Source organism: Enterobacter sp. DSM 30060 (assembly GCF_013375955.1).
Classification (GTDB): Bacteria; Pseudomonadota; Gammaproteobacteria; order Enterobacterales; family Enterobacteriaceae; genus Enterobacter; species Enterobacter intestinihominis.
Genome location: NZ_CP056118.1, coordinates 3,013,291 through 3,027,288, shown reverse-complemented (window position 1 = coordinate 3,027,288; position 13,998 = coordinate 3,013,291). Strand labels below are relative to the sequence as shown.

Genomic DNA, 13,998 nt, shown 5'->3' with positions numbered 1-13,998 from the left:
CGAGGTCATCATGCAGATCGATTTAACAGGTAAAAAGGCGCTGGTCACCGGCGCCAGTCGTGGGCTGGGTCGGGCGATTGCGCTGTCGCTGGCACGCGCCGGTGCCGATGTGGTTATCACCTACGAAAAATCCGTCGATAAAGCCCAGCAGGTCGTCGATGAAATCAACGCGCTGGGGCGACACGGCGAGGCGATTCAGGCCGACAGCGCCAGCGCGCAGGCGATTCAGGATGCGGTCACGCAGGCGGCGCGCTCCCTCGGCGGGCTGGATATTCTGGTCAATAACGCCGGGATTGCACGCGGCGGCCCGCTGGAGTCCATGACCCTGGCGGACATCGACGCTCTGATCAACGTCAATATCCGCGGCGTGGTGATCGCCATTCAGGAAGCGCTGGTGCATATGTCTGACGGCGGACGCATCATCAACATCGGCAGCTGTCTGGCGAACCGCGTGGCACAGCCGGGGATTGCCGTCTACTCAATGACCAAATCTGCACTGAACTCCCTCACCCGAGGTCTGGCCCGCGATCTTGGCCCGCGCGGCATTACCGTTAACCTGGTGCACCCCGGCCCGACCAACAGCGATATGAACCCGGAGGACGGTGAACAGGCTGACTCACAGCGTCAGCTTATTGCCCTGGGCCATTACGGCCAGCCGGAAGACGTCGCGGCGGCGGTCACCTTCCTTGCCAGCCCGGCAGCCGGGCAGATCTCAGGCACCGGTCTGGACGTGGATGGCGGTTTGAACGCCTGATCGCAATTTTCCTGCAAGCCTCTGTCGCCCAGCAGAGGCCTTTTCGAGCCGCCTCGACGGTTTGCGTTTTGCCTCTTACCTGCGCTTTTTTTCCGCTCTACAGTACCCCATAAGAAATTCGGAATTTATCTAATAGTCTTATTATTTCCTTATATTTTGTGTGGGCGTACAGTGGAGGTACGGATGAAGATCGTGTGGTCAAAAACAGCAGAGAAGCAATTTTCTAAAATCGATACGCGATATCAGAACCGCATTAAATTCAGGCTGGAGAAGATGGATGATAAAACATCACCTGTCTCGGATATCAAGAAATTATCTTCTCCCGAAAACCACTACAGGTTGCGATTAGGTGATTACAGGGTCATTTACACCTTCGGGGATCCGCCGGGTGATATCTGCTACGTAGTGGCGGTAAAACGCCGGACAACCACCACCTACCTTCATGAGGAGCATACGGAATATGACTGTTCAGTTCATCAAGGATGAAGAAGGAAAAAAACAGTATGTTGTCATTCCCTACGATGAATATTTTCGCATGCGTTTAGCCATGCTTGAGTATGATGACGATGATGAAAACGACTGGGAAGACATCCCTTACGAATCAGATATCTACGATAACGTAGGTTTACCGGGTGAAGTGTGCGACATCATGCATAGCGAGAACGTCAGCCTGCAGGCCGCGTGGCGTATCCTGCGCGGGCTATCCCAGCAGGAGGTGGCGGAAAAACTCGGCATCAGCCAGTCCGCCGTATCACAGCTGGAAGCGCTGGACTCCCGTCCGCAAAAGCGCACCCGCGAAAAGCTGGCGGCAATTTACGGCTGTAAACAGGAGCAGATCAGCCTCTATTTACCAAAAGAGGGTTAACAGCACTTCGCCCCGCCCTTGCCACCGTAGCGGGCGTCCTGGCGGTCGCGGAAAAATTCTTCGTAGGTCATTGGCGTCTGATCCGGGTGGTTGACGCGCATATGCTCGACGTAGTTGTCGTAATCCGGCACGCCAATCATCATTTTAGCGGCCTGGCCCAGGTATTTACCTGCTTTGGAAAGGGTGTCGAACATAATCAGTTTCTCGTTTGTTTCCCTCACCCCGGCCCTCTCCCGGAGGGAGAGGGAGGATAAGAAATGTAGGCCGGGTAAGACGAAGCCGCCACCCGGCACACGGGTTAATGCGCCCCTTTCGCCTGGGTGACAATCTCGTCCAGGTTCTCAGGCATTGGCTCATACGGCGTCTCTTTCGCCGTTGGCGTGTCGACTTTCAACGCCGCCAGCGCGGTTTTCAGAGAATACAACGCCAGCACCACAACCACCACCATAAAGAAGATGGTCAGCCCGGCGTCCAGACGGTTGTTAAACACCAGCTGGGACAGCTGAGATTCGGTGTACTGCGCCGGGATCTTGCCGCTGTCGATCATCGCCTGGAACTTGTTGGCAATGGCCAGGAAGCCCACCTTGTTGTCCGGGCTGAAGGCTTTCTGCCAGCCTGCTGTCAGGGTACAGATCAGCAGCCACGCCGTTGGCACCAGCGCCACCCATGCGTAACGCTGGCGCTTCATCTTGAACAGGACTACGGCACAAAGCATCAGCGCCATGCCCGCCAGCATCTGGTTGGCGATACCGAACAGCGGCCACAGGGTGTTAATGCCGCCCAGCGGATCGACCACGCCCTGATGCAGGAAGTAGCCCCACGCCAGCACGCACAGTGCCGTCGCCAGCAGGTTAGCCGGGAGTGAATCGGTACGTTTCAGATTCGGGGAGATCACCCCCAGCAGATCCTGCAACATAAAGCGCGCCGCGCGCGTACCGGCATCCACCGCCGTCAGGATAAACAGCGCCTCGAACAGAATGGCGAAGTGATACCAGAACGAGACATCCATCAGCCCGCCCAGCGCACCGTGCAGGATGTAGGCCATACCCACCGCCAGCGTCGGCGCCCCGCCCGCACGGGAGATAATCGACTGCTCGCCGACCTCGTTAGCGATATGCGTCAACGTTTCAGGGGTAATCGCAAAGCCCCAGCCGCTCACCACCTGCGCAGCAGAGGCGACCACGTCAACAGTGCCGGCCGGGGCCAGTACCGCCATCGGGCTGTTCATCGCGAAGTACACGCCCGGGTCGATAATACAGGCCGAGACAAGCGCCATAATCGCCACGAAGGATTCCATCAGCATGCCGCCATAGCCAATCAGGCAGGCCTGATTTTCATTCGCCAGCATCTTCGGCGTGGTCCCGGAGGCGATAAGCGCATGGAAGCCAGACACTGCCCCACAGGCGATGGTGATAAACAGGAACGGGAACAGATTGCCGGTCCAAACCGGGCCGGTGCCGTCAATGAATTTGGTCAGGGCAGGCATGGTCAGGGTCGGGCGCATAATCAGAATGCCGATCGCCAGCCCGACGATGGTACCAATTTTCAGGAACGTAGAGAGGTAGTCACGCGGGGCCAGCAGGAGCCATACCGGCAGCACCGCCGCCACGAAGCCGTAGCCCACCAGCATCCAGGTCAGCTGCACGCCGGTGAAGTCGAAGAACGGTGCCCAGGTCGGGCTTTCCGCCACCCAGCCACCGGAGATAATAGCAAACACCAGGAACACCAGGCCAATGACTGAAACTTCACCAATGCGTCCCGGACGCAGATAGCGAATGTAGATCCCCATGAACAGCGCCAGCGGAATGGTGAAGGCGACGGTATAGGTTCCCCACGGGCTGTGGGTCAAGGCTTTCACCACAATCATCGCCAGTACCGCGAGGATGATGACCATGATCATAAAGGTCGCCACCAGCGCAATCACCCCGGCAGTTGCCCCCATCTCCTATTTCACCAGCTCACCCAGCGAACGACCGTCGCGACGGGTGGAGACGAACAGCACCATGAAGTCCTGCACCGCGCCCGCCAGCACCACCCCCGCGAGGATCCAGATCATCCCCGGCAGATAGCCCATCTGCGCCGCCAGTACCGGCCCCACCAGCGGGCCTGCCCCGGCAATCGCCGCGAAATGGTGACCGAACAGCACTTTTTTATCGGTCGGCACGTAGTCCAGACCATCGTTATGACGCACGGCCGGCGTCATGCGCGTGCCGTCTACGCCCAGTACCGTCTTCGCGATATAACGGCCATAAAAACGGTATGCGATCAGATAAATGCAGACGGAGGCGACCACGATCCAGAGCGCATTGATCTGCTCCCCCCGGTTGAGGGCGATGTAGCCCAGGGCAAAGGCTCCCACAACGGAGAGCCCTGCCCATATAAGGTATTTCCCTGAGTTGTTCATAATGGTTATCCGTTGTTGTGAAACAGTGAGATGTTACATTTTGTTTCTAGAACAACGGATAAAATTTAACAACTTTGAAACGCAATAATGCGTGGTCAAACCAGACATTTACACCACATTGTTAAGCCGATCACTTTCGTAGCGTCACCGTTCACACTTTTACCTTTTTCGGCCAGACACCGCCTTACGGAATGATTTGTATCATTTTTTTTGGCCATAACCTCGCCAGAATGATCCTGCGCAATCGCGTGCATACAAGGAAAAGGATATGAACAGTTCAGTACCTCAGGATAGTCAGGTCGGGCCGGGCGCGTACTTCGCGCTGGCGTTTGCAGCCGTTTTCTTCTCGGGTCTGTTAGGCGGACAAGAGTGGTACGGCGTCTTTGATTTCACCACCCTCAACGGCGCATTTGGCAAAGTGGTCAGCAAAGCCAGTCTGGATGACGGTACGTTAACCACAGCCAGCAGCACCTTTCGCGGCACCGGCGGCAGCGGCGCGATGGACGGGTTTCTCTTCGCGCTCGGTTTAATTCCCGCGGTGATGTTCGCCCTGGGGATGATCAACGTGCTGGAGCACTATGGCGCCCTGCGTGCCGCGCGAAAACTCTTAACTCCTCTGCTGCGCCCGCTATTGGGGATCCCTGGCACCACCGGGCTGGCGCTGATTGGCAGCCTGCAAAGTACCGACGTGGGCGCGTCGCTTACCCGTAATCTCTCTGATGAAGGGCAAATCAGCGAAAAAGAGAAAGACGTTTTCGCCATGTTCCAGTTCTCCGCCGGGGCGATGATCACCAACTTTTTCTCTTCCGGGGCGATCCTCTTCACGCTGCTCGCCGTTGACGGCACGGCGGCGGTGCCCACCTCCATCGGGGCCTGTATCGCGGTGATGTTTATCATGAAAATTGTCGGCGCCAATCTGCTGCGCCTGATCCTGACGTTTACCCATAAAGGAGACGCCGCATGAGTGCCTCACAGTCCAATCCCGTCATTACCGATGTGTTTATCGAAGGCGCGCGCAAAGGCTGGAGCATTGCCACCAGCAGCACGCTGCCCAACGTGGTGATGGCCTTTATCATCATCAAGGCGCTGGAAATTACCGGCGCGCTGAAAGGGCTGGGCACGATCTTCTCTCCGCTGATGGGCCTGTTTGGCCTGCCGGGCGAAGCGGCCGCCGTGCTGATTGGCGGCTGGATGTCGATGGGCGGCGGGATCGGCGTTGCCATCGGCCTGTTTGATAAAGGCATCCTCACCGGCGAGCACCTGGCGATCCTGGCGCCCGCCATCTACCTGATGGGCTCGCAGGTGCAGTACCTGGGCCGCATTCTGGGGGTGATTGGCACCCGCGCCAAACGTATTCCGCTGATGATCGCCCTCTCGGTGGTCAACGCTTTCTTAGCCATGCTGCTGATGCGCATTATTCTCTGAACAGGACGTGAACATGAATCTTGACCATTATATCGAAGAGCTGAAAACCCTGGTGAACGTAGACTGCGGCACCCAGACGATTGACGGCGTCGCCGCTGTTGCAGGCATCATGCAGCAACTGTGGCAGCGCGAAGGCTGGCATACGGAGCAAGTGAACCTGGGCGACAAGGTGGGCCCCGCCGTCTTCGTCAGTAACAAGCCGCAGGCGGAACGGTTCGACGTGCTGCTGGTCGGGCATCTGGATACCGTATTTCCCGCCGGCACCGTGGCCGCGCGTCCGCTGAGCGAGGATGAAACCCGCCTGTACGGCCCCGGCGTCTCGGATATGAAGAGCGGACTTCTGAATATTTTGTGGGCAATGCGCGCGCTTGACGCCGCAGACAACGATCGTCTCGCGATTGCCGTTGCGATGAACCCGGACGAAGAGACCGGATCTGTCCATTCCCATGAGTGGATTGGCGAGCTGGCTAAGCGTTCCCGCTGCGTGCTGGTGTGCGAAGCCGCCCGCGCCGACGGTTCGCTGGTGAAAGCGCGTAAAGGGATGGCGGGCTATCACCTCACCTTTAGCGGCGTGGCGGCACACGCGGGCAATGACCCGGAAAAAGGCCGCTCGGCGATCACCGCGCTGGCAAAGAGCGTTATCGCCATCAATGCGCTGACGGACTGGGATCGCGGCACTACACTTAACGTCGGCGTGATTCAGGGCGGCAGCGCGGCGAACGTGGTCGCGGACAGCGCTGTGGCAGAACTGGACGTTCGCTTCTGGGAAAACGACGAGTATGACCGGGTGAACCAGGCGCTGGAGTTGTTATGTGAACAAGGCTTTTTAGACGGCGTGACCACCACGCTGACGCGGGTTAATCACAAACCGGCGATGGCCGCGAGCGACGCGACGCAGGCGCTGATGCAGCAGGTTGAAGCGGCGGGTAAAGCGGAAGGCATCGACATTACCTGGCAGGCAGTCGGCGGCGGCAGCGACGCCAACCACACCGCCGCGCTCGGCATCCCCACGCTTGACGGCTTCGGGCCGGTTGGCGCCGGGTTCCACAGCCCGGCGGAATGGCTGGATAAAGCGTCCATTGCGCCGCGAGTTCGGCTGTTGAAGCGGGTGGTATCGATGTTGTAACAACCGCCCGGTGGCGCTTCTGTATGACCGGATACATAGGTAACAGTTTCGTAGGCCGGGTAAGGCGAAGCCGCCACCCGGCACTCCCGCCGCACAATCTAACCCAGCACCATCGTACTCAACCGACACGTACAGCACCGCCGCCCCTGCTCGTCGAACACCACAATCTCCCAACTCTGACTGGAGCGGCCCAGATGCAGCGGCTGACATACGCCGCGCACCTTACCGTGAGAGACCGCGCGGTGGTGCGTAGCGTTCAGTTCCGTGCCCACCACATTCTGCCCGTCGCGGGTCATCAGAAAACCGGCCATCGACCCCAGCGTTTCCGCCAGCGCCGCCGACGCACCGCCGTGCAGCAGGCCAAACGGCTGGTGGGTGCGCGCATCCACCGGCATCTCGGCTTCCAGCGTATCGTCCCCGAGGCGGGTATAGACGATGCCAAGGTGTTCCACCATCGTGTTCTGGCTAGTGGCATTCAGTTCGTCGAGGGATAAATGACGTTTCCAGATCATTACGCCCCCAGCGTGGAGCCGCCGTCCACCACGATATCCTGCAAGGTGATATGGCTGGCGGCATCGGATGCCAGGAACAGCACGGTCGCGGCAATCTCCTGCGGACGGGCAATTTTACCGAGCGGAATGCCGAGTTTGAACTGCTCGCCGAAGCCGCGAATGCGCCGCTGTTCCGCATCATCGCTGGTCCACAACGTGCGCTGCATGTCGGTATCCGTAGAACCCGGCGACACCAGGTTGCAGCGTACGCCGCTGCCCGCCAGCTCCAGCCCGACGGTCAGCGCCAGGCTTTTCAGCGCCGCTTTCGACGCGCCGTAGGCGCTCATGCCGATGCGCGGCGTGTGCGCCGCGTCAGAGGCCACCGTCACAATCGCCCCGCCCTGCTGACGACGGAACTGGCCCATCGTCTGCTGGAACAGGTTGAACGCGCCGCCGACGTTGACCGCAAAGGTCTGCTGCCAGTCCTCCTGCGAAAGCTGATCCGTCGCGCCCATACGCAGAACGCCCGCCGCGTTAACCAGCACGTCGAGCCGCTCAAGGCTGCTGAGCAAACGCCCGCAGACGTCACTCGCCTGCGCCGCATCCGCCACGTCCAGCGTTTCGGTGGCAAACGGATATTCGCCGTGAGGGAAAGCCAGATCGAACCCGGTCACCTGCGCCCCGGCCTCCACAAATGCCAGCGCGGTCGCATAGCCAATGCCCTTACCCGCGCCCGTCACCCAGACGGTTTTACCGGTAAAATCAAAAACCATCACTTCACCTCGCGGGAGAGCAGCGCCCACCAGGCATCGAGGGTCGGATTTTTTGCCAGCATCACGAAATCAATGTCGCCGTGCACTTTGCGCCAGCGGGCGGCCAGCGCCATCATCCGTACTGAATCCAGACCGTAGTCGATCAGGTTTTCGTCATCCATCGGCTCGTCGGACTCGTCCAGCAGCGGCAGGATCAGCTCACGCAGCGCGGCTTTCGTTGCCGGAACAGACGGCAGCAGCTCGTCGGTCATCACCACGCGGCCCGAACGTCCGGCCACGTATTTCAGCGACATCAGGTGCTCGTCGCGGGTGAAATCCGCCAGCGCGTCGGCGATAAAGAACGGTTTGATGTCGCGCATAAAGGCGTCGGTGGCGGTGGTCATGCAGCCGATGTGGGCGTACACGCCGGTGATCAAAAGCTGGTTGCGGCCGGTCTCTTTCAGCATCTGCTCCAGCGGGGAGCGGTGAAACGCGCTGTAGCGCCACTTCACCAGCACGGTGTCCGCTTCGTCCGGGGTCAGCTCAGCGACGATGCGCTGCTGCTCCGGTGAGCGAGTCAGACCCGGCCCCCACATATCGTTCAGCAGGGCGCGGTCTTCATCGCTCTGATCTTTCGGCTGCGCGGTGTAGTACACCGGAATATTGTGCTCTTTGCAGTACGCGCGCAGTTTAGCGATGTTCGCCACTACCTGCTGCATCATGTCGCTATTTTCGCCCCAGAAATTCAGGAAGTACTCCTGCATATCGTGGATCAGCAGCGCGGCGCGCTCCGGCTCAAACGCCCAGCTTACTTTACTGGTCGGCAGTTCGGCGGCGGTTGGCAGCGCATATGCGGTTAATTTTGGAATAGCCATTCTCTGTTCCTCAGCCCCGGGCGCGTTCAGCAAGCCACAGGCGCAACTGTTTCTTATCAACTTTGCCGACCGGCGTGAGCGGAAGCGCATCCACGCTCTCCACGCGGTCCGGCAGCTTAAATTCGGCAACGCCCTGCTCGCGCAGGAAGCGGCGCACCTCCACCGCGCGCAGCGGCTGTTTCACCACCAGGTACGCGCAGCTTTTTTCGCCCAGCAGGCTGTCCTCCATGCTCACCAGCGCGGCGTGGATCACCGCGTCGTGGCGCAGCAGCAGGTTTTCGATCTCTTCGGCGGCGATTTTCTCGCCACCGCGGTTGATCTGATCTTTCTCGCGCCCCTGCACGGTGATGTAACCCTGCTCATCGATGGCGATCAGATCGCCCGAGCAGTAGAAGCCGTTGGCATCGAAGGCGCTAGCGTTGTGGTCCGGGCTGTTGAAATAGCCGCGGAAGGTGTAAGGGCCGCGCGTCATCAGACGCCCGACCTCCCCGCGCGGCAGCGGGTTACCGTCCTCGTCCGCCACCCACACTTCATCGTCCGGGCACATCGGGCGGCCCTGGGTATTGATGATGCGCTCCGGCGCATCGTCGAGGGCGGTATAGTTCACCAGCCCTTCCGCCATGCCAAACACCTGCTGAAGCTGGCAACCAATTTCCGCCGGAATGCGCGCCGCAAGCGTGGCGGAGAGGCGTGCGCCGCCCACCTGGAGCAGCCTGAGGGATTTCAGCTGGGCGTTCCCCGCGCCGTCGGCAATCGCCTGCAACCACAGGCTGACCGCGGGCGGCACCAGCGAGGTGACGTTTATCTGATGCTGCTCAATCAGCGGGAAGCAGAGCGTGGCGCTCGGATCGTTCGCCAGCACCACGCAGCCACCCGCCGTGAAAACGCCTAACGATCCTGGCGAGCTCATGGCGTAGTTGTGCGCCGCGGGAAGCGCGTTCAGATAGCGGGTGTGCGCAGTGATACCGCAGATTTCGTTGCTGCGACGGATGCTGTAGTCGTAATCGTTATGCGTGCGCGGGATCAGCTTCGGCGTGCCGGTGCTGCCGCCGGAGAGCTGGAAGAACGCCACTTCGTCGGCGGGCGTCGGGTTCGGGATGAAATTGTCCGCCGGGCGCGCAATCGCCGCCTCCAGCGCATGTTCGCCCTTATCGCCACGCAGCAGCACAACGCGTACCGAGCGATGCGCATCCACAAAGGTGTTGAGAAAATCGTCGCCCGAGAACAGCGCGTGGTCGCGATCGGCAATCAGCACGGCGGGTTTGATCTGCTCCGCGTAGGCGTTGAGTTCACTGCGCTGATGGCTAAAGAGCGCGTTGACCGGCGCGACGCCGATTTGCAGTAGCGCGAAGAAGGTGATGTAGAACTCGGCCACGTTGCCAAGCTGCACCAGCGCGGTCTCACCGCGATGCAGCCCCTGCGCCTGAAGGGAGGACGCCAGATTCGTCACCGCCTGATTAAACGCGCGGTAGGTGATGCGGCGTTCGCCGTCAATTATCGCGACCGTATCGCTGTCCGCATGGTCCGTCAGGATGTGGGTCAGCGGCAGATCCTGCCAGTAGCCTTTTTCACGGTAGCGGCGGGCAAACTCCTCAGGCCAGCGGGTAAAAGGGATGGTCATGAGTATTCCTTAGTGCAAACCAAACACGTTGAGCATGGTGGAGAGCTTCACGCCCGTCTCGCGCCACTCGCCGACCGGGGAGGAGGCAGGCACAATGCCCGCGCCGGCAAACAGGCGAACGGTATTTTGATGAAGCCGCGCGCAGCGGATAGTTACCACCCACTCGCCGTTACCTTCGCTGTCGCACCAGCCGACGATGCCGCCGAACAGCTCGCGGTCGAACGGCTCCAGCTCGGCAATCAGCTCTTTTGCCGCCTGATGCGGGAAGCCGCTCAGCGCGGGCGTCGGGTGCAGCAGGCAGGCCAGCGTCAGGGCGTTCTCGTTTTCACGTGCCTCACCTTCTACCGGCGTGGCCAGATGCCACAGCGTCGGGGTGGTGATGAGCTGCGGGGAAGCTGGCATGCTCAGATGATGGCTACGCGGTTCCAGAATGGTTTTCATTGCCTGCGTGACCAGATCGTGCTCGTGGCGGTCTTTTTCGGAGGCCAGCAGCTTAGTGCCCGCTTCGCGATCCAGCACATCGTCCGGCTGACGGCGCGCAGAGCCTGCCAGCGGCAGCGAGCTAAAGTGCGCGCCCTCTTTGCGCAGCAGCAGTTCCGGGCTGGCGCCCAGCAGCACGCCGCCGTCTTCCAGCGGTACGTGGAAGTTAAAGCTCGCCGGGTTCTGGGCGATAAGACGCTCCATCAGCGCGCTGCTATCGATCTGTTTGTCGGTAGCGATATCAATCAGGCGCGACAGCACCACCTTATTCACCTGCGGCGTAGCGGTGAGCGACGCGGCGCGAGCAACCATCTCCTCGAAAACCGGCTGCGACGGGATCTCGGTGCGCTGTTGCACGTTCAGCGTCTGCGCGCCGGAGGCATAACGTGCGGACTGCTGACGCGCCGGGCGGGAGAAGGTTTGCCAGCGTTGTGGAATAAACAGCGATGACGGTTTGCGGGTATCGAAGGGGATCGCCCCTACCATCACCGGATGGGCAATGCCGCTGTTTTTCGCATTCTGGAAAGCCTGAGCTAATTTCTGCTGAAAGGGACCCGCCGGATCGTCACCGCCGACGGCGGGTTCAGAAAAACGGGCAAAACAGCCGGACGTGGTAAAACTGCGGTAAGGCGACATAAAGAAAAAGCTGTCTGATTGCAGCGTTGTCGCGGTGTGCTGAACTTCCTCAGCCAGGGACGTGTCCATATCATCCTCCTTAAAATGATAAAAGAAGCAATAATGATTATCATTTATATTTTCGTCGGCTAACCTAATCCCACATCGCCCCGCTGTCAACCGTCGGGCAAATAACTTGTGCGACAAACGCTTGCATCCCTTCCCTACAGCCCTGAAAATGAGAAGCATTATCTTCAATAAAATCAGGATGCCGCTCTGTGAAAATCGCTGCCGTTTGCCGCAATGCCCTTCTTTTAACAGGACTTTTTGTTTTAGGACTAACCTCAGCCCTCGCCGCCGACTGGCCGCGCCAGGTCACCGACAGCCGCGGCGTTCACACGCTTGAGAGCAAACCGACGCGCATTGTCTCCACCAGCGTGACCTTAACCGGCTCCCTGCTGGCCATTGACGCGCCGGTCATTGCCAGCGGCGCGACCACGCCAAACAACCGCGTGGCGGATGCGCAGGGCTTCCTGCGTCAGTGGGGCGATATCGCCAAACAGCGTAAGGTTGCCCGGCTGTACATCGGCGAGCCGAGCGCCGAAGCCGTCGCGGCCCAGATGCCGGACCTGATTTTGATCAGCGCCACCGGCGGGGATTCCGCGCTGGCGCTCTACGATCAGCTTTCCGCCATCGCGCCGACGCTTATCATTAACTACGACGACAAAAGCTGGCAGGAACTGCTGACCCAACTGGGGACGATCACCGGGCAGGAGACACAGGCCGCAGAGCGCATCGCTGCCTTCGACAAACAGCTCGTCAAGGTGAAACAGCAGATGAAGCTGCCGCCACAGCCGGTGAACGCCATCGTCTACACCGCCGCGGCGCACACGGCGAACCTGTGGACGACAGACTCCGCGCAGGGCAAGCTTTTGCACCAGTTGGGCTTTACGCTGGCCGACGTGCCTGCCGGGTTGCACACCTCAAAAAGTCAGGGCAAACGCCACGACATTATCCAGTTAGGGGGTGAAAACCTGGCGACGGGGCTGAACGGCGAAGGGCTGTTCGTGTTTGCCGGCGATCAGAAAGACGTGGACGCGATTTACGCCAACCCGCTGCTGGCGCATCTGCCGTCGGTGAAGAACAAGCGCGTCTGGGCATTAGGAACCGAGACGTTCCGCCTGGATTATTACAGCGCGATGTTGGTGTTGCAGCGTTTGAATTCAATTTTTAAATAAGTGGCACGTTCCCCGTAGGCCCGGTAAGCGCAGCGCCACCGGGCGTTTTGTCGGGTGGCGGCTACGCCTTACCCGACCTACAGGGTTTGCCTGAACCGACGCAACTCCACCAGAACCGCCAGTAAAATCACGCCAACAACGGCTAACACAAACCCGCTGCTGCTCGCCGACGCCACCGGGGTCATTATCGCCCCCAGCCCGCCGAGGATCGCCGCGCCAATCGCATCGCCCGTGACGTTCTGCGCCGTCCACAGGCCGTTAATGCGCCCGAGCATCCCTTCCGGCGTCTGGGTCTGGATCAGGGTGTACTGTAAAAGAGAGCTGACCGCGCTCAGCCAGCCGAAAATCACCAGACACATCACCCCCAGCGCCCACACCGGCATCAGGCTAAAGAAACCAATGGCGATAAACGAGGCCAGCGTCGCCACCAGCATGATCAACCCCGGTCTCGCGCTCTGCGCCAGGTTGCCGCTGGTCAGCGCCCCGAAGGCCGCACCGAGCGGAATGGCGGCGTACAGCACGCCAATCTCTGAGGCGCTCATCTGCCACTCACCCGCCAGCGCCGGATACAGCACGCGCACGGCGCTCGCCATCGTCAGCAGGCCGCCGAGCAGCGCAATCCCGCCAATCAATGGGTTGCTGAACAGGAAACGAATCGCGGCCATCAGGGACTTCAGCGGATGCTCGCGCGGCTGCGGCGGGGGTGGCAGGAGCGGCAGACGCAGTAGCGTCAGGGTGGTAATAAACGTTCCCGCCGCGGCAAGGCCGTAGTTCCACGCCACGTTGCCGGTCGCCAGCAACAGACCGCCCACCATCGGCGAAATCACCGAGCCGAGACGTACGGTGAGCATGGTGATCGCCCCCGCCTGCATCAGGTTCTCGCGCCCGACCAGCGCGGGCGTGGCCGCCAGCAGCGCCGTCACGCCTAACGAAGCAAAAAAGCCGTCCCACAATCCCAGCACGTAAATGGCCACCAGCGACGGCTCCGGCAGCATGGCGTTCAGACACAGCCCGATAAAGCCCACCCCGCAGGTGCCGCGCGCCAGCAGGATCAGCTTTTTACGCTCGTAGCGGTCCGCCAGCACGCCGCCCACCATCAGGCCGATAAACATCGCCCCGCCGGTTAAGGTGACGGATAACCCCACCAGCCAGCTGGAGTGAGTCATGGTCTGGATTTGCACCGGTACGGCCACACCAAGCAGACCGAGGGACAAAATGGAGATAAAGCGAGCGATAAAAACGGCGCGATACGCCGGGTGTGTTTTGAGCAGGCTGAGGTTAAGCAGCCAGGATTTTTGATTCATGACAAAGCCTTGAGTCTATTTCTACCCATTCCATGGGCGCACATGCTA

The 13,998-nt window shown here is 60.2% G+C and carries 14 protein-coding genes and 1 pseudogene; 7 read left to right on the top strand and 8 right to left on the bottom strand.

All coding sequences use genetic code 11. From position 1 onward, the window contains the following. Positions 1-10: 10 nt before the first annotated feature. The 3 genes from HWQ15_RS14340 (at position 11) to HWQ15_RS14330 (ending at position 1,619) form a co-directional block, all read left to right on the top strand. On the top strand, positions 11-754 hold the full coding sequence (locus tag HWQ15_RS14340; RefSeq protein WP_006809669.1) for an SDR family NAD(P)-dependent oxidoreductase: 744 nt from the start codon (positions 11-13) through the stop codon (positions 752-754). Positions 755-937: 183 nt separating this feature from the next. Then, positions 938-1,240 carry a type II toxin-antitoxin system RelE/ParE family toxin gene (locus tag HWQ15_RS14335; protein WP_058645965.1) on the top strand — a complete coding sequence of 101 codons (303 nt, stop codon included), beginning with the start codon at positions 938-940 and terminating at the stop codon, positions 1,238-1,240. After that, positions 1,215-1,619, top strand: a complete 405-nt coding sequence (locus tag HWQ15_RS14330) for a helix-turn-helix transcriptional regulator (RefSeq protein ID WP_038415640.1) — start codon at positions 1,215-1,217, stop codon at positions 1,617-1,619. The genes HWQ15_RS14335 and HWQ15_RS14330 overlap by 26 nt, the downstream gene beginning before the upstream one ends. On the opposite strand, the gene HWQ15_RS14325 is transcribed toward HWQ15_RS14330, so the two are convergent. Beyond that, positions 1,616-1,813: a YbdD/YjiX family protein gene (locus tag HWQ15_RS14325; protein WP_006809671.1), complete on the bottom strand. Its 198-nt coding sequence runs from the start codon at positions 1,811-1,813 to the stop codon at positions 1,616-1,618. The genes HWQ15_RS14330 and HWQ15_RS14325 overlap by 4 nt on opposite strands. Positions 1,814-1,917: 104 nt before the next feature. Further along, a pseudogene (gene cstA / locus HWQ15_RS14320) lies at positions 1,918-4,023 on the bottom strand (pyruvate/proton symporter CstA). A 268-nt stretch (positions 4,024-4,291) separates the two neighbouring features. Here cstA and HWQ15_RS14315 point away from each other — a divergent pair. Genes HWQ15_RS14315 through HWQ15_RS14305 form a run of 3 tightly spaced genes read left to right on the top strand, consistent with a single transcriptional unit; the run spans position 4,292 to position 6,574 of the window. Next, on the top strand, positions 4,292-4,987 hold the full coding sequence (locus HWQ15_RS14315) for a nucleoside recognition domain-containing protein (protein ID WP_063149477.1): 696 nt from the start codon (positions 4,292-4,294) through the stop codon (positions 4,985-4,987). Beyond that, positions 4,984-5,448, top strand: coding sequence for a YjiG family protein (locus HWQ15_RS14310; protein ID WP_063149476.1), 465 nt, complete (start codon positions 4,984-4,986; stop codon positions 5,446-5,448). Before HWQ15_RS14315 ends, HWQ15_RS14310 begins: the two co-directional genes overlap by 4 nt. Before the next feature lie 13 nt (positions 5,449-5,461). Next, positions 5,462-6,574, top strand: coding sequence for a M20 family metallopeptidase (locus tag HWQ15_RS14305; protein ID WP_063149475.1), 1,113 nt, complete (start codon positions 5,462-5,464; stop codon positions 6,572-6,574). A gap of 98 nt (positions 6,575-6,672) precedes the next feature. On the opposite strand, the gene entH is transcribed toward HWQ15_RS14305, so the two are convergent. The 5 genes from entH to entC are packed head-to-tail and all read right to left on the bottom strand — an operon-like array spanning position 6,673 to position 11,498. Further along, the gene (gene entH / locus HWQ15_RS14300) at positions 6,673-7,086 is read right to left on the bottom strand and encodes a proofreading thioesterase EntH (protein ID WP_022647384.1); all 414 of its coding nucleotides are present in this window, start codon (positions 7,084-7,086) and stop codon (positions 6,673-6,675) included. After that, on the bottom strand, positions 7,086-7,838 hold the full coding sequence (gene entA / locus HWQ15_RS14295) for a 2,3-dihydro-2,3-dihydroxybenzoate dehydrogenase EntA (protein WP_063149474.1): 753 nt from the start codon (positions 7,836-7,838) through the stop codon (positions 7,086-7,088). The genes entH and entA overlap by 1 nt, the downstream gene beginning before the upstream one ends. After that, positions 7,838-8,692, bottom strand: a complete 855-nt coding sequence (locus HWQ15_RS14290) for an isochorismatase (protein WP_022647383.1) — start codon at positions 8,690-8,692, stop codon at positions 7,838-7,840. The genes entA and HWQ15_RS14290 overlap by 1 nt, the downstream gene beginning before the upstream one ends. Positions 8,693-8,702: 10 nt before the next feature. After that, positions 8,703-10,313 (bottom strand): (2,3-dihydroxybenzoyl)adenylate synthase EntE, encoded by a 1,611-nt coding sequence (gene entE / locus HWQ15_RS14285; protein ID WP_045622252.1) that lies wholly within the window; start codon positions 10,311-10,313, stop codon positions 8,703-8,705. 9 nt (positions 10,314-10,322) lie between these two features. Beyond that, positions 10,323-11,498: an isochorismate synthase EntC gene (entC, locus tag HWQ15_RS14280; protein ID WP_022647381.1), complete on the bottom strand. Its 1,176-nt coding sequence runs from the start codon at positions 11,496-11,498 to the stop codon at positions 10,323-10,325. A 188-nt stretch (positions 11,499-11,686) separates the two neighbouring features. Here entC and fepB point away from each other — a divergent pair, with 188 nt between their 5' ends. Further along, a complete protein-coding gene (gene fepB / locus HWQ15_RS14275; RefSeq protein ID WP_063149473.1) occupies positions 11,687-12,646 on the top strand; it encodes a Fe2+-enterobactin ABC transporter substrate-binding protein in 960 nt (319 codons plus the stop codon). Between the two features lie 77 nt (positions 12,647-12,723). On the opposite strand, the gene entS is transcribed toward fepB, so the two are convergent. After that, positions 12,724-13,950 carry an enterobactin transporter EntS gene (gene entS, locus HWQ15_RS14270; RefSeq protein ID WP_058677448.1) on the bottom strand — a complete coding sequence of 409 codons (1,227 nt, stop codon included), beginning with the start codon at positions 13,948-13,950 and terminating at the stop codon, positions 12,724-12,726. Positions 13,951-13,998: the final 48 nt, after the last annotated feature.